19 protein-coding genes are annotated in these 21,980 nt (G+C 52.5%); 13 read left to right on the top strand and 6 right to left on the bottom strand.

Translation table 11 applies throughout. The annotated features are described in order from the left end of the window. Positions 1-54 precede the first annotated feature (54 nt). The 5 genes from ACZ5EH_RS05470 to ACZ5EH_RS05450 all read right to left on the bottom strand — a co-directional run bounded on the left by ACZ5EH_RS05470 (position 55) and on the right by ACZ5EH_RS05450 (position 4,511). The gene (locus tag ACZ5EH_RS05470) at positions 55-579 is read right to left on the bottom strand and encodes a PAS domain-containing protein (RefSeq protein WP_464277123.1); all 525 of its coding nucleotides are present in this window, start codon (positions 577-579) and stop codon (positions 55-57) included. A 44-nt stretch (positions 580-623) separates the two neighbouring features. Then, positions 624-1,529 carry a diguanylate cyclase gene (locus tag ACZ5EH_RS05465; protein WP_464277122.1) on the bottom strand — a complete coding sequence of 302 codons (906 nt, stop codon included), beginning with the start codon at positions 1,527-1,529 and terminating at the stop codon, positions 624-626. Positions 1,530-1,885: 356 nt separating this feature from the next. After that, positions 1,886-2,131, bottom strand: a complete 246-nt coding sequence (locus ACZ5EH_RS05460) for a transposase (protein ID WP_464277121.1) — start codon at positions 2,129-2,131, stop codon at positions 1,886-1,888. A 314-nt stretch (positions 2,132-2,445) separates the two neighbouring features. Then, positions 2,446-3,903, bottom strand: coding sequence for an IS1182 family transposase (locus ACZ5EH_RS05455; protein WP_464274022.1), 1,458 nt, complete (start codon positions 3,901-3,903; stop codon positions 2,446-2,448). A gap of 251 nt (positions 3,904-4,154) precedes the next feature. Next, positions 4,155-4,511 carry a hypothetical protein gene (locus ACZ5EH_RS05450; RefSeq protein ID WP_464277120.1) on the bottom strand — a complete coding sequence of 119 codons (357 nt, stop codon included), beginning with the start codon at positions 4,509-4,511 and terminating at the stop codon, positions 4,155-4,157. A gap of 426 nt (positions 4,512-4,937) precedes the next feature. Here ACZ5EH_RS05450 and ACZ5EH_RS05445 point away from each other — a divergent pair, with 426 nt between their 5' ends. From ACZ5EH_RS05445 to hisD, 6 genes are all read left to right on the top strand, one after another. Beyond that, positions 4,938-6,692, top strand: coding sequence for a sigma-54 interaction domain-containing protein (locus tag ACZ5EH_RS05445; RefSeq protein WP_464277119.1), 1,755 nt, complete (start codon positions 4,938-4,940; stop codon positions 6,690-6,692). A gap of 476 nt (positions 6,693-7,168) precedes the next feature. Further along, entirely contained in the window at positions 7,169-7,345 is a 177-nt protein-coding gene (locus ACZ5EH_RS05440; RefSeq protein WP_464277118.1) for a hypothetical protein, read from the top strand. After that, a complete protein-coding gene (locus ACZ5EH_RS05435) occupies positions 7,317-8,366 on the top strand; it encodes a TRAP transporter substrate-binding protein (RefSeq protein WP_464277117.1) in 1,050 nt (349 codons plus the stop codon). The genes ACZ5EH_RS05440 and ACZ5EH_RS05435 overlap by 29 nt, the downstream gene beginning before the upstream one ends. Positions 8,367-8,467: 101 nt before the next feature. After that, positions 8,468-8,941, top strand: coding sequence for a TRAP transporter small permease (locus ACZ5EH_RS05430; protein ID WP_464277116.1), 474 nt, complete (start codon positions 8,468-8,470; stop codon positions 8,939-8,941). Then, a complete protein-coding gene (locus ACZ5EH_RS05425) occupies positions 8,938-10,221 on the top strand; it encodes a TRAP transporter large permease (protein WP_464277115.1) in 1,284 nt (427 codons plus the stop codon). Before ACZ5EH_RS05430 ends, ACZ5EH_RS05425 begins: the two co-directional genes overlap by 4 nt. 49 nt (positions 10,222-10,270) lie before the next feature. Continuing rightward, on the top strand, positions 10,271-11,545 hold the full coding sequence (gene hisD / locus ACZ5EH_RS05420) for a histidinol dehydrogenase (RefSeq protein WP_464277114.1): 1,275 nt from the start codon (positions 10,271-10,273) through the stop codon (positions 11,543-11,545). Between the two features lie 127 nt (positions 11,546-11,672). On the opposite strand, the gene ACZ5EH_RS05415 is transcribed toward hisD, so the two are convergent. After that, complete coding sequence (locus tag ACZ5EH_RS05415) at positions 11,673-12,242, bottom strand: MarR family winged helix-turn-helix transcriptional regulator (protein WP_464277113.1); 570 nt, start codon at positions 12,240-12,242, stop codon at positions 11,673-11,675. A gap of 804 nt (positions 12,243-13,046) precedes the next feature. On the opposite strand from ACZ5EH_RS05415, the gene ACZ5EH_RS05410 reads away from it, so the two are divergent. The 7 genes from ACZ5EH_RS05410 (at position 13,047) to ACZ5EH_RS05380 (ending at position 21,933) form a co-directional block, all read left to right on the top strand. Beyond that, positions 13,047-15,353 carry an ATP-binding protein gene (locus ACZ5EH_RS05410; RefSeq protein WP_464277112.1) on the top strand — a complete coding sequence of 769 codons (2,307 nt, stop codon included), beginning with the start codon at positions 13,047-13,049 and terminating at the stop codon, positions 15,351-15,353. A 40-nt stretch (positions 15,354-15,393) separates the two neighbouring features. Further along, positions 15,394-16,062, top strand: coding sequence for an FkbM family methyltransferase (locus ACZ5EH_RS05405; protein WP_464277111.1), 669 nt, complete (start codon positions 15,394-15,396; stop codon positions 16,060-16,062). Positions 16,063-16,488: 426 nt separating this feature from the next. After that, positions 16,489-17,397: a diguanylate cyclase domain-containing protein gene (locus ACZ5EH_RS05400; protein ID WP_464278263.1), complete on the top strand. Its 909-nt coding sequence runs from the start codon at positions 16,489-16,491 to the stop codon at positions 17,395-17,397. Positions 17,398-17,756: 359 nt separating this feature from the next. Further along, positions 17,757-19,433, top strand: coding sequence for a TolC family protein (locus ACZ5EH_RS05395; protein ID WP_464278262.1), 1,677 nt, complete (start codon positions 17,757-17,759; stop codon positions 19,431-19,433). A gap of 41 nt (positions 19,434-19,474) precedes the next feature. Then, the gene (locus ACZ5EH_RS05390; protein ID WP_464277110.1) at positions 19,475-20,242 is read left to right on the top strand and encodes an efflux RND transporter periplasmic adaptor subunit; all 768 of its coding nucleotides are present in this window, start codon (positions 19,475-19,477) and stop codon (positions 20,240-20,242) included. A 15-nt stretch (positions 20,243-20,257) separates the two neighbouring features. Further along, positions 20,258-21,640, top strand: a complete 1,383-nt coding sequence (locus tag ACZ5EH_RS05385; RefSeq protein ID WP_464277109.1) for an efflux RND transporter periplasmic adaptor subunit — start codon at positions 20,258-20,260, stop codon at positions 21,638-21,640. Between the two features lie 29 nt (positions 21,641-21,669). Continuing rightward, positions 21,670-21,933, top strand: coding sequence for a DUF3467 domain-containing protein (locus tag ACZ5EH_RS05380; protein ID WP_464277108.1), 264 nt, complete (start codon positions 21,670-21,672; stop codon positions 21,931-21,933). Positions 21,934-21,980 lie beyond the last annotated feature (47 nt).

The raw sequence follows: 21,980 nt of genomic DNA, 5'->3' as shown, positions 1-21,980 counted from the left end.
CCGTTCATTGTAGAATGGCAGTGCGTACTCAAAGTTGCCCTTGCCGATAATGTCTTACTTTTTGACCCCGGAAACATCCTCAATGGCTTTGTTCCACACGACAATGACGCCATCTTCGTTGATGACCATGGTCGGTTCCGGCAAAAATTCTATGATGTCCGTCAACTGTTTATTGGAGACTTCGGTGGTCAGCTGTTTTTTTCGCAGCAGGGTAACATCGCGAAAACGCCAGATCGCATATGCAGCATGCAGTTCGCAGTCCAGCGGGGAGCAGCATTGCTCAATGATCCGCTTGCCCTTTAGGCGCAAATCGACCACCCGGCCTGCAGCTGGGGCATCAAGGGCGGCTGAAGCCCCAAATGTTTTGGAATCGCCTGCCTCCAGATTGTCCGCCATGACAACAAGCAATTCCTCAATGGTCCCTTCTGCCGGTAAGCTCCCTGGAACATTCCAAATGGAGCGAAAACTCTTGTTGAAAAAGACGACTTTCCCGGAATTATCCACAATCAGGATTCCGTCTTCAAGCGAATTGAGGATTGCTTCTTGGAGGTTGGTCAAGGCGTGTCCCGTATGAGGCATGGATTTGTTTTCCGTGTGGTATTGATTTGACGACAACAGGGGGGTCAGCCAGAAATCTCTACGTTGTTTCGCCCCTTGTTTTTGGCTTGATACAATGCATCATCAGCAGCCCTGACGATGTCGATGGCATTTTGGTTTTTTGTTGGAAGAAGAGTCGCCGCTCCCAGACTTATAGTTACGTGGGGTGCTGCAGATGAATAGGCATGCGGGATGCCAAGGTTGGAGACCGCCGTCTTGATTTGATGGGCTATTGCCAGTGCCCCTTGTGCGTCCGTATGCGGCAGAATGGCTGCGAACTCTTCACCGCCGTATCTGGCGACAAAATCAGAGCCCCTTTTCAGGGTATCGCGCAAGGCAATTCCAATTTTACGCAAACAGGAGTCTCCTTTTTGATGACCGTAATTGTCATTGAAATTCTTGAAGCAATCTATGTCCATGAGAATAAGAGACAAAGGTGATCCTGTGCGTACGGCCCTATGCCATTCCTTGTTCAAAACATCGTCGAAACGACGTCTGTTCGGGATAGTGGTCAACCCATCAATAAACGCTTGTCGCTCCAGAATATCCCGAGCCATTTTCAGCTCGATGTGATTTTTGATCCGTGCTTTGACAATGGGCATCCGAAAGGGTTTTCTGATGTAATCAACAGCCCCACAGGCCAGCCCTTTTGCTTCGTCTTCGTCTTCGTTTAGACTGGTAATAAATATGATGGGAATAATCCGGGTCCGATCATCGTTTTTCAGCAAGCGGCAAACCTCGAAGCCATCCATGTCGGGCATGAGAATATCCAGCAGAATCAAGTCCGGTCGCTGGCTGAAAGCCGTGGTCAGGGCCTCCTCGCCGTTGGAGGCTGTGAAGCATTCGTATTCATCGGATAGCCGTTTTGCCAGCAGGCGGGCGTTGGCCTTCACATCGTCGACAATGAGGATTCGAGACAAACGAAATGGCATAGCAATAGATAACCTTCATGCAACAAGAAGTGACCGGTTGCTTGAAAATGTTAGTGCATAGAATAGTCGTACTCGTATGAACTATACACTTAATGAAATATATGCGCCAATGCTCTATGTTATTTTTTGATACTTGTTAATCGTTTTGTGGTCGCCATGCCCCATGGCATAGTTGTCTAAATAAGAAGGACTTGGACTTTCTGGGAGAGGCCACGGATTGCCTTGCAAGTGAAAGCCCTTTGCGCAGCCGTCTTTCACGCGTCTTGAGTTCTGTAGTTAAACTTGAGGTGCCCCCATTCTTAGGGCCAACCATTCCGAGAGTTATTCCCTTCTTTGGTGTACAAACTCATTTGGGGTCAGATGAGGCCGATCTTGGCGTGCAGTTCCTTGATCTGTACCTCGTGGTTCTGCTGGTCGTTCTGGGCTTTGCCCGAAAATGACGCGACCACGCCTTCCTTGGCCTGCTTCTTCCACTGGGAAATCTGGTTGGGATGCACGCCGTATTTGGCGGCCAACTCGGAAAGGGTATGCTCCCCGGACAACGCCTCAAGCGCTACCCGGGCTTTGCACTCGGCGGTGAATATCCTTCTTTTTCTGGACATGAACAGCCTCCTTGGGCCTGCCTACGTCCACCTTAGCTCGTGGTCCAGTTTTCTCGGGCCACTTCTGTGATCTTGTTGTTAATTCCTTTGACGCACACCCAAATGCGCAGGTTCACGCTGAAGTCGCCAAAATTTTAGCTGATAGAATAGAGCATTGATTTTCAACAGTCATTTATGACTGAAACGCTAACTTTAATCAGCTGACGACCACGGTATCATCAACATGAAGGCCGGGAGAGATCTCCCGGCCTTCAGCTCATTGACAAACCCCGCTTTTTGCAAAGTGGGGTTTGTTTTTATGAACCGATTTCTTTTCAGGCCGCTGCCAGCTGGGATGTTGGCTCGATCGGCCCCAATCGAACGAGACAGAGAGACTGAGGAAGAAAGTACAGGCATTTGGGCTGCAAATATTTGTATGACAGCCCCAAAGGGGCCAGCAGCAAGGCCATTTTCTTCATGTTTTGACATGTGGCGGAAAGCAGGCTTTGAACCTGGACCTTAGCCAGGCCGCAGAACCGAGCATAGCGATGCCCGTGCAGTTGTTTGGCGTCGGCAAAGCTGCGCTCTACGGTCTCTTTCCGGCGAGCATAGATTCTTTTTCCGAATTCCGTGAGCCGGTGCGCATCCACCGTATCCACGTATTCCCGCCACACATGGCGTGTCACTGTTTTCTTGCAATTCCGGTTTGTTGTGCACTCTTTCAGTAACGGACAGCGGCGGCAAACCTTTGGTAACGAGTCATAGAGACGATATCCTTCGCGGTTGGTGGTGGAGTAGTGAAGCTCCTGGCCTTCGGGGCAAAGATAGCAGTCCTTGTCCGGCAGGTATTCAAAGGCGCGTTTGGGGAGCATCCCTTTGCGACGAGTGGGACGACGATAGCCAATGACACCATAAATATGCTTTTCTTCCAGCGTCTTGCAAATGTGTGAGGTGAAATATCCTGCATCGAGGCCGACGTGCTTCACAGCAAAGCCGAAGCGGTTGATTTGTCGGTCCAGCCGATCGAGATAGGGCATGCTGTCATGCACCGAGGCCGGAGTTACGTAACTGTCGGTGATAATGTTGTGTCGGCTGTCCACAGTGCGATGATCCAAGTAAAAGAAGCCCTTAGGCTTGCCCTCGCGTACCATGTACCCGCTGTCCGGATCGGTTGTGCTCTGCTTGATCCGCTTGGACCCCGCTTCGCGGTTGTCCTGCTTCAGCGGTTTCTTTCCATGCCTGCGCCTGTCTTCCTCCACGGCGTCTTCAAGTTCGCCCAAGTATGACTTCGTGCTTTGGGCAACGAGCTTTTCCGTAAATTTATGCTTGTTGGCGTTGGCTTTCAGGTGGGTGGAATCGGTGTAAAGCGTGTGTCCGCCGACAAGCCTCTTTTTCATGGCCTGGAACACTATACCGTCAAAAATGTCCTGGGCAACGCTGGTGTCGTTAAATCTGCGCCGCCGGTTTTGGCTGATGGTGCTGGCATCGGGCACTTTGTCCTGCAATCCCAGGCCAAGGAACCAGCGATAGGCAACATTGACCTGGATTTCCTTGACAAGCTGACGCTCGCTGCGGATGCCAAACAGATAGCCGATGAATAGCATTTTGAAGAGCACCACCGGTTCAATGGCCGGACGGCCATTGCCCTCGCAATACAAATCCTTGGTGAGCTCATGAATAAAGGAGAAATCAATAACCTTGGCAATTTTGCGAAGCAGATGATTCATGGGGACAAGTTCGTTGATCGAAACAAACTCCATTTTCACCTGCTGATTTTTGGGCGGCTTTAGCATGAAGATAGTATAAGAAAACCCTCGCCGATTGGCGAGGATTTGTCAGCATTCTGAAGGCCGGGAGAGATCTCCCGGCCTTTTTTTTCGTATGGCTTATAAGGCTGGCGGGGTGAAGAAGCGGCTTGACTAGCGAAAGGAAAAATACGGAAGTGAAGAGAAAATCATGTCCCATTCCTTACATTCAAGGGGCATTTGATAGCGCAAAAGGTTGCGCTGTCAGCTGCTCAACGCCCACTTTGGCGGCCCGGCGCTCAATTGCAATTTCGGAAGGTGCCATTCCATGCGCCACGCCACATGGTGTCCTGGGTATACTTCCAGTTCTCGGAAAAGCCTTGTGCGTTCATATTCCAAACGAATTGTCCCTGGCTGTTGTTGCCTCTTTGCCACCAGTTTCCACGCACTACGCCGTTGGCGTCGCGTAAGCCGGAGACCGCCCCCTGCTGGTGAGGGTAAGTGCCGCTTATCTCGCCAGTGGCCTGGTTCCAGTCCAGGGTTATGGGGCCGAAATTGGTGTCAAAAATGCACCGCAGGGCAAAAGAGGGGGTAGCCAGCATGAATTGCAAAAGCAGGGCGCCCACAACAAAAACCAAAATTTTATTTGTTTTCATTTTTCCCCTCTCATTTTGTGTAAAAGTTCATGTTTCTGCACCTGTTATCGATAATAACACATAGCCACGCAAATCACGGTACTTTTGAGAAAAGTATGTGCGTGGAAATAATTCCAATTAAAAATAAAGGCGTTATTTGGTTGCTATCGGAGGAGAAGCTAACATATCACGCCGATGCCTAAAATATAAAGCAAAAATTCAAATACTATAAAAAGCAATTCATGTGGACGTGTACATTGAAAATGAACGGGGGCGCGGCCTCTCGCTGGTGAGAGACCGAGAGATTGTGTTCTCGCCATTGTCCTTGAAGAGTTACAAGCGTTGGGGTAGTTGAATACTAAACATCTCAATTTCGTGCCGAAATAGAAGAGGATTTTCTGTCTGTAATCAGGAGGGGGGCATCCTTTGCGCAAGGAGCAAGCAAGAGTGAATCCCGAAAGCCTTGAATCGTGTCCTGCAGTGCTGCAATCGGTTCTGGACGCAGTTACCGGAGCAGTGCTGCTGGTGGACGAAAAGGGCTGCGTCGTCTTTTTCAACGCAGCTGCCGCGGCATTGTTGGATATCGCAGAGGAAGGCCAACCCCTGGCAAAGGTGCTTCCTGACCTGCCCCACCTGGAAGAAAGCTACGCCCGTTGCATGCAAAAGGGCGGGCATCTGACGAACATGCAGTTTTCTCGAGAGGGCAGAAGCCTGGCTCTGGACATCCGCCCTGTATTTTCTGAAGAGCAGCTTTTGTGGTCAGTCTGCACGATCCGGCAGGAAACGCCCAAGGATTTCAGCCAATCAGAGCAGATAAACAAGCAGTTGGATGCTGTATTCGAATCTTCCCACGACGGGCTGTTCATCACAGACGGTGAAGGCAACATCCTCAAGTGCAACCAAAGCTCCGAAGGGCTTATTGGGCATCTCAAGGAAGACATCATTGGGCGCAATGTCAAAGACCTTGTTTCGGAAGGGTATATCGACAAGTCTGTGACCATCGAGGTGCTGAAACAAAAGACTTCGCTCACGATTCTGCAGAAAATCCGCAATGGCAAGAGCATAATAGTCACCGGCACCCCTGTTTTTGACGATCGCGGGGAAATAGCTTTTGTGGTCACCAACGAACGTGACATCACTGACCTGAACCGTATGAAGAGCCAGCTCAGCCATTATCTGGCGCTTGCCGAGATGCAGCACATGGGGTCCTACAGCACCGATACGGCGCAGTGGGACGCCGGGATTACCGCAGTGGACAGGCGCACGGTGCGCGTCTTTCAGCAGGCAGAGATTGCATCCCAATTCGACACCACCATTCTCATCCAGGGTGAGACCGGCGTGGGCAAAGGGTTGCTGGGGCGTTTCATCCACGACAAATCGCCACGGAAAAACCGCCCCTTTGTGCAGATCAACTGTGGCGCCATACCAGAGCAACTCATCGAGTCCGAACTGTTCGGTTACCGCAGGGGGGCGTTCACGGGCGCTCATGAATCCGGTAAGCAAGGGCTTTTCAGCATTGCAGACGGTGGCACCCTGTTTCTGGATGAAATTTCCGAGATTCCGCTGCGTTTTCAGGTCAAATTCCTCAAGGCCATCGAAGACCATGAAATTCTGCCTGTGGGAGACACACGCCCCCGTAAGGTGGATGTGCGGATTATTGCGGCCACGAACACCCCTCTGGAGGACCTGGTCGCTCAGGGGCGCTTTCGCAGAGACCTCTTTTTTCGTCTCAACGTTGTGCCCATCCACATTCCCCCTTTACGGGAGCGTAGCAACGACATCGTGCACCTTATCCTGCGTTTTCTGGAAAAAATGAACACCAAATTCCAGAGCAGCAAGTTCATTTCCCCTGAGGCCATGGCGCAGCTTCTGGCCTACCCCTTTCCTGGAAACATCCGTGAGTTGGAAAACATCATTGAGCGGATGGTGATCCTCTGCCCTGAAGAGGAAATACGCCCCAAGCATTTGGCTGGCTCCCTTTCCAAGCTGAGCAGGGGGCAGGTGGATTTTCCCGAATGGATTGAAGGCATGAGCCTGAAGCAGGCTGTGGAGCGTTATGAGCAGGGGCTGATACGTCGCGCACTGGAAAAGTATGGTTCCAAGGCAGGCGCCGCCCGTGCTTTGGGGGTCGATCCCTCGACGATAGTTCGCAAGACCCAAAGGACTGCAAATACCCAGGGCAATGCAGTTCTGCATGGATAAGACGTGCTCTTTTCTGAATTTTATTCATGTAGGATGAATATATCTCATAATTACAAAATGTTCTGTTTGTAAATTCAAATTATAACAAACAGTGCATTTTGTCATTCCAATCGTGCAATTCTGCAATTTGTGCAATGCGGGCAAATTAGCCCGTCAAAAATATACATAATTGTAAAACTGATCTCTTTTGATTTCGGTGTGTTGTGAAAAATCTCCATGTTCCCTTGGGGCAAGCAGCGGCATGGGAGTTGCACATAGTCTGGCGATTGAGGGCTGATATTTGGCAGGGAGCCCCATGGCGAAAGTGTGACTCCATTATGTAAGTGATTCATAAATCAGGGGTTGGCCGCATAGCGCATGCACCCGGGGCAGGGAAAAAGGGTGTCGCTTGGTTGCGGGTTTTGCTTCGCTGTTCATCCCCAACTCAGAGCCAATAACAAGCTGCTATCCCTCATTTGTTTTTGGAGAAGTGAACCATGCAGCAGGTGCGCATCACAACGGTGGTGCCGTGCTGGGTGGATTTCAAGGCGTCGGCTGCCGTAATGCAGGACCAGGAGGCTTCTTTTGTCCTGTTTATGGTGTTCAGGCCGGAGCGTAATCCCAACGATCCAAAAGGAGGATCAAATGCTCTTAACTTCCAAGCGGCTACCTGACGGTGTGAAATGCGTTGCTTTGGCTGTGGCCCTGTTGTTCACAGTGACTCTGGTTGCTGCTGCACCCGCAGGAGCCGAGAAGTACGAACTGAAGATCGGCTGTCTCGAATCCCCTGACGGCCCCAATACTCTGGGATGGAAGACTTTTGAGCAGTATGTTGAATCTGCCAGCAATGGGCAGATCAGCGTAGATATTTACCCCTCCAGCCAGTTGGGCGATTCCGAAAAACTCCTTGAAGGGCTGAAGCTCGGCATCCACAAGATGGCCCAGGGCGATGAATCCATCACCGGCGCCTACGACCCCATGAAAGTGTGGTTCACCCCCTACCTGTTCTCTGATGAACTGATCATGAAAAAATTCTTTGAAAGCGATACCTTCGAAGAAATCAATGACATGATGGCCAAGGACATGGGTGTGCGGGTGCTCGGCGCTGCGCCTTACGGTTTCTACAACTTCATCAACAAGCAACACCCTGTAAAAGCTCTGGAAGACCTGAAGGGCCTGAAGCTCCGCACCCTGCCCAACAGCCAGTTGACCATCAAGACCTGGGAAGCCCTGGGCGCTGCGGCAACACCTGTTTCCTGGGCTGAAATCTATACTTCCATCAAGACGGGCGTCATCGACGGCCTTGGCCATACCCTGACCATCATGGTTGACCAGAAGTACTACGAGGTTGCCAAGTACGTCACGCTGGACATGAGTATGGGGTGTGCCAACCTCTACCTGATCAACGAGGCATTCTACCAGTCCTTGCCCGAAGACCTCAAAAAGGTAGTCAAGGAAGGCGCCCAGATGGCCGCCGCCGCTGAATTCGGCATCGCCACCTACCGTAACCGCGTCATCTCCATCAACACCCTGAAGGAGAATGGGGTCGAGGTCATCTCCCTGAGCCCTGAACAAAAGGCCCTGTTGAAAAAGACCGCCCATGACGCCGTTATTCCCTGGATGAAGGAAAAGGCCGGTGAAGACATCGTTAATAAGGCTTTTGACACCATCAAGAAGATCGAGGAAGGCAACTAGAATTCCCGATCAGCAGAATACGTTACCTTGCAGCAATGGCGCCGTGCTCTCGGGCAGGCGCCATTGCTGCCTTTCATTCCATCGCCAAAGGCAGGAACACTGTGCAAACACTCATCGCTTTTTTCGACCGCCTCATACGCGGGATCGTCATTGCGGCCATAGGAGGCATGCTGGCAATCATCTGCCTCCAGATTTTCTGCCGCTTTGTGCTTAATGACGCCCTCTCGTGGCCAGAGGAGGCAGCGCGCTTCCTCATGGTCTGGTCGCATTTTCTGGCTGCGGTTTATGCCCTTGCGGACAAGCAGCATATTGGCCTCTTTTTCGTGGTGGACCGCCTGCCTCCTCGCGTCGCCACTGTTATTCGCATGGTCATGAATCTCGCAATACTGGGATTTCTCGCCGTGATGGTGGTAGGTGGATGGCAGGAAGCGCACACCCTTGTTTCCATGAAGACTGGGGCACTTCGTATTTCCCGCGCTATTCCCTACATGATCATACCGGTCAGCGGTGTCCTTTTCATTCTCGTCACCATCCGTCTTTTTCTGGAAGACGCCGCAAAGCTGAGGTCGAAATGACCCTCACGGTTCTTCTGGTTACATTCATATTGTTCATTGTCCTGGGCATGCCCATCGCCTTTGCCATCGGGGTATCTGCCCTGTTGGCCCTGCTGACGCAGGACGTTCCTTTGATCCTGATTTCCCATTACATGTTTTCAGGGGTGGATTCCTTTATCCTGTGCGCCATTCCCATGTTTGTCCTGGCGGGGGAGATCATGCTGTATGGCGGTATGACCCGCTCACTGACGGAACTCTCCGACCTCCTGGTCGGCAGAGTGCGCGGGGGGCTCGGCCACACCAACATCATGGCCAGCATCTTTTTTGCTGGCATCACCGGCTCTGCTACGGCGGATACCACAGCCATCGGCTCCATCCTTATCCCCGCCATGTCCGGCAAGGGGTACAGTCGCGCTTACAGCACCGCAGTGACCATTGCTTCTTCCGTGATAGGCCCCATCATTCCGCCGAGTCTGACCTTCGTCATTTACGCCCTTGCCGTGGGCAACGTGTCCATCGGGGGGCTTTTCCTCGCGGGCATTTTGCCGGGGGTGCTCACCGGTATCGGGCTCATGGCCATCAACTACGTCATCAGCCGCAAACGCAATTACGAAAAACGGACGGAACCATACTCCAAAAAGGAAATGCTGCGCATCCTGCGGCAAAGCGGTGTGGTTCTGATCATGCCCCTGCTCATCATCATTGGTGTGCTCAGTGGGGCGTATACCGCCACGGAATCAGCCGCTGCGGCATCGGCCTATGCCCTGGTTGTTTGCCTGGTTATTTTCCGCATCATGAAGTGGAAGGATCTCGGAAAGATATTCTTCAACAGCGCCAAGGTCAGCTCCATCATGTTTCTGCTGTTGGCCACGAGCAACCTGTTCAGCTACATCCTGGCCACGGAGAACGTACCCACACTGCTGGCCGGGTTTCTGCACGACATCACCACCAATCCGTATGTGTTTCTGCTTTTGCTGAACATAATGCTGTTGCTTATAGGGTGCGTGGTGGATTTGTTCCCGGCCATTTTCATCTTTGGGCCTATCTTCGCCCCTGTCGCTGCTTCCTACGGTATTTCCCCGTTGCATTTCGGGGTCATTTTTTGCGTCAACCTGCTTGTGGGGTTGAATACGCCGCCTGTGGGGTCCGGGCTTTTCATCGGCGCCGCCATAGGAAATGTGCGGCTGGAAAAGCTCATCCACGAGGTCATCCCGTTTATTGTCATGGAATTCATCGTGTTGCTCGGAATTACGTATATTCCGGCAATCACCCTGTATATCCCGGCAATCGCTGGTTTCTGACAACAGCTGATTCCGGAACAACCCTTATCTCCCACGTGCAGGAGGTGACATGTCAGTGAAAAGACTCAAAACAGCCACGCCGGTGTCCGAACAGGACAAGCGCGCGCTTACGGAAACCGTCAATGAAATTCTGGACAGAGTGAAGCGTGAGGGAGACGAAGCCCTGCGCTACTATGAGAAGAAATTCGACAATTTCGAGCCTGAGACCTTTCTTGTCTCCCGCGAGGAATCTGCCAAGGCCAGAGAACGGCTGCCTGCTCCCGTCATAGAGGAGCTGGATTTTGCCATGGCCAAGGTTCGGGATTTTGCTGAAGCCCAAAAAGTTTGCCTGGTGGATTTTGAAAAGGAAATCTACCCCGGCATGGTTATGGGGCACAGGGTCATCCCGGTTGCTTCCTGCGGGTGTTATGTGCCTGCGGGGCGCTATCCTTGTCTCAGTGCGGCCGTCATGTCTGTGATGCCGGCAAAGGTCGCAGGGGTTGAGCGGATTATAGCCTGCTGCCCTCCTGGTCCCACCGGCGGCATCAACGACGGCATCCTGTATACACTGCACGAAATGGAAGTTGACGAAATCTATTGCCTGGGCGGCGCGCAGGCCATCGGCGCAATGGCCTTTGGCACGCAGACCATGGCACCTGTCGACATGATTGTCGGCCCTGGCAACAAATTCGTGCACGAGGCCAAGCGACAGATATTCGGCACGTGCGGCATAGACTTTCTCGCAGGCCCCAGTGAAGTACAGGTCATTGCCGATGCAGATGCCAATCCGGACCTGATAGCCGCGGACCTGTTGGCCCAGTGCGAGCACGATCCCAATGCCCGCGCCTCGCTTGTGACGGTCTCGGAAGCGCTGGGCAATAGCGTGCTGGAAAAGGTGGAGGAGCAGCTCAAGGTTCTGGAGACCGAGGAAGTGGCCCGGGCCTCCTGGAATGTGAATGGCGAAGTTGTTGTTTGCGAAGACTTGAGCGCGTGCGCCGCCTACGTCAATGACTACGCTCCCGAACACCTGGAGGTGCATACGGCTGCGCCGCGTGATTTGCTGCCTGAACTAAACAGCTACGGATCCTTGTTTCTCGGCGAGCTGACTGCAGAAGTCTATGCCGACAAGGTCGCTGGCACCAACCACAGTCTGCCGACAGGCAGAGCCGCCCGCTACACGGGGGGGCTTTGGGTCGGCATGTACCTCAAGGTCATCACCCACCAGGAAACCACCCTGGATACGTCCATGATGCTTGCAAAATACACCGAGACGCAATCCACATTCGAGAAGATGGACGCGCACCGTAATGCAGCGACCATCCGACTCAAGCTTTTTGGGAAATAGTCTCTCACCGACCGGAAAAGAAATGCTGGAGGGAGGCGCCGTGCGGCGTCTCCCTTTTTTTTGCTGCATGTCCTGCAATCGCAGCAGGCTGTAGAGGCAAAAGGGGGAGCGCTGTACTCTTGGTGTGTTAGCCGTTTCTTCCTGCGCCGTTTCTTCCGGGGCCGCGTTTACCGCCGCCGCGTTTTCCGCCACCGCGCCCGGTGTGGCGCCCCCGTCCGTGGCCGCATCTATGATGCATGGCGGGGTCTTCTGCATCGCACTGTTCGACTTGCAACGAGTCAGCCAGTTTGCTTAGTATGTAGCGCAGTTGCTGTTGCTCTGCCGTGCTCAGGCAATGGAACAGGGTGTGGGCGACCGGCACTTCGTCACTGGTTTGTTCCGCCATTTTTTTGCCCCGTTCGGTGGCGCTTAAAACAAAACCTCTCCGATCCAATTCATTCCTTTCGCGTTGTATAAGGTCGTTACGCTCCAGTTTCTGCAGCACTTCGCTCAAGGATGCAGAACGCACATCCAGCATTTCAAGCAGCTCAGCCCGACTGATGGGCCCCTGGCGGTTGATGATGTTGAGAACCGCAAATTGTGCATGGGGCGCGTGGTCTTGTCGGTGGTAAGCCCGCGCCATAAGCCGGCTGGTTCTGCGGAACAGCATGGCCAGCTCTTCGCTTGCCACATTCTGGTCTGTTGTTGTCTCAGTCATGGGACCTCCTTTCGGTTGCCATTTGCATGGAAAAGTGGGCCTCGCCCTTTGGACACCCAGGGGCATCTGCAGGGCAGTGGTTTTTACACAAGGGGCAGACGTCTGCTCCGGGGAATTGCGTGGAGAGCTCTGGAGCTGCATCGTCTCTTCCCAGGAAAGGGGCAGGCAGGCCGTCCATGTGCCATGCGCGGCGCCTGCAGTCTCGGCCGCTTCCGCGTCTGCGGCCGCAGTTGCCGCCGCGTCTGGCATTGCGCCAGTCGTGTGTATGGTGTCTTGTTTGTCGCATTATACAAATCTCCTTTGTGGTTAAATTTAAAAAGGTACCTTCGTTTGTTTGAATATAAGGGCGTGTTTCTCTCAGTCAAGTTGCAAAGGTACCTTTTTAATTAAATTTTATGTAAAGCATTGTTTTGTCAAGATGTTCTTGGGGCGTGAAGAGTATGCGTCCCCACAAACTCAGTTTGATAAGGCGAAAGTGAGGCCTTTGGCGAGAGTTTTGGGGAAAGGGCTATGAAACCGCCCTTTGAGAAAGGGGAGTGAAAAATCAGGATTATTATAACCTCTAAAAAAAGCGCAAAGCTTGAAAGAAAAGCGCTGGGAGCGTAATAGGGGTAATAAGGGTTATTCCAGAATGTCGTTTCTCGATAAATCCCTGAAACAATACCGTATAGGTATACTTCTGTCAGCGTTCTCAAGCGTTTCAGGTTGGCAGAAGAAAACTCCTGATGGGTTCATTGTATCTGATGTTTCAACGCTTTGGCATGGCGACAATGTCGAAGCGTAAGGGACAATCCGGGGGGATGTATGGCGGAGCTGCAGCGGATACAAACTGGATTGAAGGCCATAGCCAAGGTCATTTCCTGCGAATTGGAGCGTGTAAAGGACAGTCTTTATTTTCTCGCATGCCATACACTGGAGCTGCACTCCATCACGCCGCATGACCCGGACGCAATCGACGCATGGTTGCAGCAGGAAGGCTTCGCAGTGGGGGAAGACGGCTTCTACCTGAGTCTGCCTGAACTGGAGGCCTACAGGAGCGGCAGGGCGTCTGAAAATGCTGTGAGTTATTCCTGGCCCCCTGAGAAAATACATGACCCTGACGCACGGTATAGATTGTATTGCCACCGCAATGTGGGGGTGGTGCTGGAAACCCTGAATAAACGCCTGCCAGGGGCAGCGTGGATCTACTACCAGGATGTCACCAACACGGCCCTGCAATACCCCTACATAGATCAGGTTACGGCCATCACGCCGGATTTTGACTGGTCCCAGTACCATACATTTCTTTCCGTTGCCCCGGTTGTGAATCCGGAACGTGGCGTTCGCTGGTCGCCCCCGCATGTTGATTACGCAGGGCAGGGGTTGATCCTTGCCGCTTCGCTGCCTGTATATGTTGCTGATGTATTTGTCGGGTTGTGGAGCATCGACATCAAGGTCGACAGCCTGGTGCGGCGTGAAATCCTTACCCCAACAAGAAAAACGCAATTGAGTTGTGTTGTGGAGCGCGATGGCTTGCTTGTGGCCAGCAGCAGCGGAGATGCGCAGGAAACCCTCTCTAAAGGAGAGCTCTCTGTCGTTCCCTTCAGGGGCGTGCATGAAGCTTTTTTGGATATTGATCTTGAGGCAATGTTCGCATCCCAAAGCGGGTACAGCCTGATAACGACCAATAGCGGCGAATTCCAGGCGCACTGGGAAAAAATCAGCTGCATGGACTGGCTGTGCCTGACCATACTTTCTCGTGATGAATTGCCGGCTGTCGCCAAAAAACATTTCCAGCTTGCGTTCAGTGATATCGGTTCAGGAGATTACGGGCGGTCGATCAACATTGAGCACCTGCCGGATGAGATGCTGGACATTGGAAGAGCCTACAACCAGATGGTGGGCAAACTGAACAAGACCCGTGAACGCTTACTTGCCCAGCAGGAGGAACTTGTACGCGAAAAAGCCAATGCAGAAGCCGCCAGCCATGCGAAATCGATATTTTTGGCGAACATGAGTCATGAGCTGCGGACCCCCTTGAATGGCATCATGGGCATGCACCAGTTGCTTATGGGAACTGAGCTGGACGAGGAGCAGCAAGAATATGTGCATCTGGCGATACGTTCCGCAACGAGATTGACCACGCTGCTGGGGGACATTCTTGATCTGACAAAAATCGAGGAAGGCAAGATGCGTCTGGCTACAGCCAAGCTGGACATCGCTGAATGTATTGGAATGATGGAGCATCTCTTTGAATCCTCCTGCAAGCAAAAAGGCATATCGCTGCAGTGCAGAATAGATGAAAATATTCCCGGAAATTTAATCGGAGACCCTATCCGCTTGCAGCAGGTGCTCAGCAACCTGGTGGGCAATGCCGTCAAGTTTACCGAAAAGGGACGGATTATCTGCGACGCCACATTACTACACACGCAGCATACGGACACCGTACGCGTGTTGTTCTCCGTCATCGACACGGGGGTGGGCATAGAAGCAGATAAGATTGCGGCTCTTTTCGAGCCCTTTACACAGGTGGACGAAGGTTTTCGGCGAACCCATCAAGGGGCGGGCCTGGGGCTTTCCATTGTGCGCCAGCTTGTTGAACTCATGGGTGGAGAAATAAGGGCGGAAAGCGCGCCAGGTTTGGGAACGGCTTTCTATTGCAGCATCCCCTTTGCCATAAAGCAGATGGCAATGGCGGAAGAACTAGAAGCCAAATCTCCGAAACACCACGCGCTTTGCCCATACCCGATTCTCCTCGTGGAAGATGATGAAGTGAACAGACTAGGTTTAAAGCAACTCATTGAAAAGAAAGGGTATGCTGTCAATTCTGTGGAGAACGGTGAACAGGCGCTGCAGGCCCTTGCAGCAACCAGACACGCCCTAGTGTTAATGGACGTGCAAATGCCCCACATGGATGGTATAGAAACGACAGGCGCCATCAGAGCAGGTCAGGCAGGCGAGGAAAACGCTGATATCCCCATAGTGGCGTTAACAGCCTATGCCATGGTGGGAGACAAGGATAAATTCCTGCAAGCTGGTGTTGATGGTTATTTGCCGAAACCGGTGGAGTTCAGCGAGTTAGCTAGCATGATCGGCGCCCTGCTGGAAAAAGAACGTGGTTTGTCAGGATGAAACTGGAATAATAAAAGGACAGACCGTCTGAGGCTTTTGCATGTCGAAAACAATTGCAGCGTTTTTAGCGGAATATGAAAATATTTTACACTCTCTTGCCTCACCTTGGGTAGATGCTGGTTCTTACAAGGGCGAGTTTGTCGATGTCTGCCTGGAGCTTTTTCCTGAAAAGGAAATCCACGCATTCGAGCCCATCCCCAAAAGGGCAGGTAAGCTTCGGAATAAGTACGCGGCAACGTCGGAAGTGAATGTACACGCCCGCGCTCTTGGAGAAAGTGACGCCCCTGCGCAGCTCAACGTCACTGTCGGGAATCCTTTTTCTTCCTTGTTGTCGCCTTTGGATTTTATGGCAAATTCCTACATGGGGCGCGCCACCGTTGCAGATACTGTAGATGTAGAGCAGGTGCGCCTCGATACGGTGCTGCAACAAAGCCCCGGGTTTATGAAACTCGATGTGCAGGGATACGAGTTGCCCGTGTTGCAGGGGTGCGGTGCCATGCTGCACGAGGTGGGCGCGGTGTTTGTGGAAATGTGCGAGACAAAACGCTACAATGGTGAGTCTGACTCCGGCGCATTGCATGATTACCTGGAGGAGTACGGGTTAAAGCCTGTGGATGTACTTGATAATCCGCCGCACTTTGGACCGAGTGTCTATAATGTGCTGTATCTGCGTCATTGTTTATCGAGTGACAACTTTGATCTTCCATGACGGGAAGGTGCTCTCTTTTTGTCGTAATGGTATTGCTGCATTTCAATTGCATTTTGAGCATCTCTACAATGCTGTTTCCTGTCATTTTTTGGAACTGTGCAAATGGGCCGTTGAATGAAAGAATCGTACGCTGTAACGATAATGCTGCCGCAAAAAAATGCGAAGAATTATTACGTGCATGTGGCTGAAAAAGTTGTTGTATATACCCGATATTCCAATGCTCCGAAAAGGAAACATACAGGATTTTGTAGTTGCTAAATTCAATCATTCTGGCCGAGTATTAGCATAGTGCGCAACGGGGTTGTTTAATGTGTATGGGAAGATTGTAAATGCGTTATAAATAACAGTGGAAAATCCATGCCCCCTATGATATTAGGGAATGACAAATATAAGTCTTTTAAAAGTGAGATCATAAATTTGACTACCGTGAACAGCACCACTTCTGAAGCCGAAATTCTTTCGTCAGCCTTGATGGAGGCTTTGGATATGTGCGCCCAGAGCGCATGGATTGCTGGAGAGGACGGTATGGTGCTTTACGCCAACCAGCGCATGTGTGAACAGGTTCGCATGGAGTCTGCTGCAATTCGAGGTAAACGGCTTGCCGATATGGAGTGGGGCGCGCGTTTGCTCGAAAGTAACAGCAATCTTTTTGATGGAGCATCCAGTGGCGCCACAATAGAAGGCGTCATTGGAGAGCGAGGCGGACACAGTGCAGGCTGGGAACGCTATACATGCAGGTCGCTGCATGATGCTGCTGGAAGGATTGTTGCTATCGTTTGTGTGCATGGAGATTTTGGCGAGGAAGTAGAAACTGCTGGTGAAGTAATCACTATGGGTGATCCCAGTTTTGGTACGCCCTGGATAATCCTTATGGACCGCCTCGAACAGGCAATTGACCGTGCACAAAAGAAAAACAAGAAGATTGCTCTTCTAAATATTGATCTGCAAGGGCTGCAGGCAGCGTGTGACGCAGGAATAGGGCATGCTGAAACAGTTATGAATACTGTAGTGCAGCGCATTAAACAGCGTTTACGGCGTGTAGATACCATTGCGCATGTGGATCAGGAAGAATTTATCGTTGTTTTGGAAGACCTTGCAGCAGCGGAAGATTTGCAGCCGGTTGCAAAGCGTCTTCTGGAAGAATTTGGTGCCCCTGTAGAAGTGATGGGGGCGCCCCATGCGGTTGCAATGCACGTAGGTGCATCCTGTTACCCCATGCATGGAAGTACTGCAGATGACCTGCTTGAGAGCAGCAAGCGGGCATTGAAAGAGGCCAAAGCCGGGGCACAAAAGTGGCATGTTTACGGTGCAACGCCAGACGAAAGGGAAAAATAATAGAAGAAGTCTAGATTTTTTCTAAAAATGTGATGTGCAGTTATTGACAATGTGAATTGCAAAAGCTAGCAATCGCAATAACAAGTGTAGAAAAATTGCCTGTACAATGCGCATTCAGCGTATGGTGTTTGGGGTGTATTCCTCTGGAAGGATCTTGATGTAGCAGGGTGTCCTTTCGAGAGGTGGGGGGGCCGCTCTGTATGCCTGCTGTTATAATACCATAATTTTATATTGTTGTGGTTTTTTTGCGTGGTCAAGCAAGCGTTTAGGGGTGCACCGGAATTGCAGATGCCGTCTGCGGCAGCCGGCGACTGGTGAGGATGTGAGTAGTTAAATCTAGGGGAAAAGGTGTGCACGGTATGCATGCGTTACGAATGATTCTGGTACTGGGAGCGCTGGCGTTGTTCCTTTTTGGGTGCGCCGCCAGTAAGCAGGCACAACAGGCACAGCGCATAGAAAACATGGGCAAGGATGTCGCGATGATTGCCCAGGCCACTGATGACGCTGATCGGAAAGTGGTGCGCGAAGAAACGCCGCAGCCGCCGAATTTGGCGGAACCGCTGACACTGGATGATTGCATCCGGTATGCGTTGAACTACAACCTCGAGGCCTTGGCCAAAGCTTCAGAGAAGCGTGTCCAGGATGAGCTCATCAATGGCGTCTGGTTCAGGATGTTGCCGCAGCTTATTCTGCTGGCTGAGCGGCGCGTCAAGTCGACCCACACGCCCTCATCCTCCACTTCATGGATTACGCGGCAACAATCTTTGGAGCCTTCGTTTTCCGAAGATCTCGATCAGACCATGGCCAGCGCAGAGCTTTCATGGGATCTTCTTGACCTGGCGCAGAACGTTTTTCGTGTGCAGCAGGAAGGCATGCGCTCCCAGATAATTGAGGAGCAGCTCCGCCGCATCAAGCAGAATGTGGCCTTGGAGATGACCAAAGCCTACATGCGTGCTGTCGTTGCCAGGGACTTGATCGACGATGCCAACCAGCTTTTGCGGATGGCCAAAGAACGTCAGGTCGAGATGGACAAAATGCTGGCAGAGCAGCTTGTGTCCAGGAACGACTGGCTGCAGAATCGCATTGATATCAAGGAAATGATGATTCTGCTTACCAGTTTCGAGGAAGAATTTGAATCCGCCAAGAACCTGTTGGGACAGCTGATGGGTGTCAGGGTGGCGGATTTCGATCTTGCCCCGTTTGATTTCGAAACTCCGCCTGTGGGTGTTGTCTACGATGTGCAGCAACTGGAGACAGTGGCGCTGCAGAACAGGCCCGAACTCTTTGAGAAAGACATAGACCAGCAGATCGCCAAGCAGGACCTCTGGGTGTCGATCACGCGGATGTTTCCTTCTCTGACGCCTTACTACCGTTACGACTACACTTCCAACAGTTTTTATGTGAAAGATCACTGGTATACATACGGGCTCAGACTCGCCTGGGATATATTGAACATCCCCGAATTCATTTCCGAAAGCCGCACTGCCCAACGTAAGCAGGATATGGAAATGAAGCGTCGGCTGCAGCTTTCTCTGGCCATCCTTACGCAGTTGCGTCTGGCTGTCATCGAGTACAAGGACGCTGAGGAGAAGATTCCTCTGGCCAAGAGCGTGGCTGAAGAGCGTGGCGAGCTGATGGCTCTGATTGATCGTATGATCCAGGACGGCAAGCTCAAGGAAAGCCTGCTGCTTGAAGAAAACAACCGTTTTCTCTCTGCCAGACAGCGCTACCTGGAGTCGTATTCCAAGCTCGTGCTTTCACAGGCGCGCATTCGGAATACCCTCGGTCTTGACTGGGAAGATACGATTCCCGCTGCTGGCGCAGCCTCTGCTGTACAATCCGTCCCGGTTGCGCAAAGCCAGCAACAGGAATACGTAGCCACTCCGGAGGTTGCCCCGGTACAAGAGACCAAGACTTCTGAGCAGGCCCCCACGCCGGCCCCTGAAAAGGCCGCGCAACCGGCTGATGCGAATCCTGCGCCCGCACCGAAAGAGGGCGATCTGACCATCAAAATCAGCGCTGTCGAGGCCCAGTAGCCGAGAGACGCACAACTTGACGCAATCACGGGGATAACAACATGAGCAAGTCAATCATATTCACGACTCTTGGCATTCTTCTCGCTGCCACTGTCATTATGGCTGGGTCTGCAGCCTTTGCTGCCGAGGCTCCCGGAACTGCGCCTCGCCGCGACAGGCCCCTTTCCGTGGTTTTCGAATCCAAGAACATGGCTACGCTGTCTGCTGAAATACCGACCAAGGTCATAGCCGTTAAAAAGCAGATGGGCGATTCATTCAGTAAGGGCGATGTGCTCGTTGAATTTGACGACACGGTTTACAAGGCCAACCTGGTGCGTGCCCAGAGTGAAGTCTCCGCCACCCATCAGGCCCTGAAGGTTGCCAAAAAAATGAGCAGTTACAAGTCGGCCACGCCGCTTGATATCGCCAACGCGCGCAAGGAAGCCGGTTCCGCCAGCGCCAGCCTGATGGTCGCCAAGAAAGAGATGGACGACGCAGTGATCAAGGCGCCCTTCAACGGTGTTGTAAAGCAGGTTCTGGTCCGCGACCACGAGTGGGTGGACCAAGGCACGCCGGTCATCGAAGTTGTGGATGATTCCGTGCTCAGGGCGAACATCCTGATGCCTTCCACTGGATACGGCAGAATCTCCCTGGGGCAGGAAGTGTCCATCTCCGTTAACGAGACTGGCGAAACCGTATCCTGCAAGATCACACATATCAGCAAAGTCCTGGATCCGGCCTCTGGCACCTTTGAGGTGTACGGTGAGGTTCCCAACCAGGGTGGTAAAATCGTCAGCGGTATGACTGGAACGCTGATCATGGGGCAGTAGCCTCAGCAGCATTGGATGCCAAACGGACAACAAAACCAGAAGCCGACGGCGGACCTGCATCAGACGGCCCTGCAAAAGGTGAGCTTGCTGCATCAGCTCACCATGGAGTCGATCCTGTCGCAGAAGAAGCAGGAGCTGATATTCAGAATCCTGAACCGTACGGTGGCCCTCTGTGCTTATGACAGGGCGGTAATCTGGGATTTTACAAAGCCCAAGCCCAAGTTGCTGGGCGTTTCCGGACAGACAGGCGTCTCCAGTCAGTCCGAACTTGCTGTAAAATGGCGCAAGCTTATCAACGGTCTCGAGCACCCTGATCGTAGCGGGGTGCTCAGGGCCGATTCTTTTGCTCCTGAAAAAGAGTACCTGTGGGATTCCTACCACGAAAGCGCACCACACCCTGAAGTCCTCTGGCTACCCATCACGCATAAGAACACGATGCTCGCCGGGTTGTGGGTGGAGCGCTGGAACCGTGTTCCCTGGCGCGAACCTGACCACAAGTTGCTCAAGTCGCTCATGGTCAGCTATGGCGCTGTGTGGGGCAAGCTTGATCCTCCTTCACGCATGGGAAATGTGCTGCGCCGGACATTGCGCGAGGGCGCATTGTTTCTCATGCTGGCCATTGCTGCATTGCTGTGGTTCGTCCATGTACCTTTGCGCGTGGTTGGTGAGTGCGAGGTGGCGCCGCGCGATCCGATTATCATCACCGCCCCTGTAGATGGCGTGGTGGAGGAAGTGATGGTGCAGCCGGGCCAGGCCGTGCAAAAGGGCGATCTGCTCTTTCGTTACGATAAGCGCGTCACCCTGGAGGATTTGAAGGTCGCCCGCAAACAGGTTGAAATCATCCAATCCAATCTGAACCGCGCATCAATGCAGGCATTCTACGATCCAAAAGCAAGAGCGGAAATCGAGATGATCCAGCTGGAGCTGGAGCAGGAAAAGGCGCGGGTGGAGTTGGCCGAGTACAAGGCGTCCAAAATGGATGTCTACGCGGAAACCACAGGACGTATTGTGAGCGAAGATCCTGACGAGTGGCGGGGCAAGCCCGTTGCTGTGGGGCAAAAGGTGCTGATGATCGTGGATCCTGCCAAAACAAAACTGCGTATCTGGTTGCCTCCGGATGATAACGTGCCGTTTGTGCTTGAGAAACCCGCTCAGGTGCATTTGAACGCCTTTCCCGAAAAAACGCTCACCGCACAACTTTCCTATGTGGCGGATTCGGTTTCCACTTCTCCGGAAGGGAATCCTGCTATCCTTGCAGAGGGCGCCTGGCTGCATCAGGTTCCTGATCTCAAGATCGGCCTGCAAGGGCACGCCACACTATTCGGCAATACCGTCCGCCTCGGCTATTGGCTGTTCCGCAAGCCCATTGCCTGGGCCCGCATGACATTTGGTTTTTGATCTTCCCTGAACCGGAAAAGGAGGGCGTCATGGCCAGGAATCCTCATGATACGGAAAAAAGCAGGCTCGACGTGCAGCGCCCTGAAGATGTAGAGTATGTGTACAGGGATTTTTTCAGTGTTTTTGCCGGGCAAAGCGATGTACTCATCGAGCTTGGCAATGTGGATCGCACACATAGCGGGAGCGTACGTATCGGCAACCGCGTGGTGCTTTCTCTGGGCACGGCCAAACGGCTTCGCGATACGTTGAACCAGGCCGTGGCCGCAGTGGAGAAGCAGAAACCAAAAAGCTGAAACGCTCAGCTTTGTGCCATAAAGAAGGACCCGGCTGCCAAGGCCCC

It is taken from the genome of Desulfovibrio biadhensis (assembly GCF_055388615.1).
This window is presented reverse-complemented; position numbering and strand designations above follow the sequence as displayed.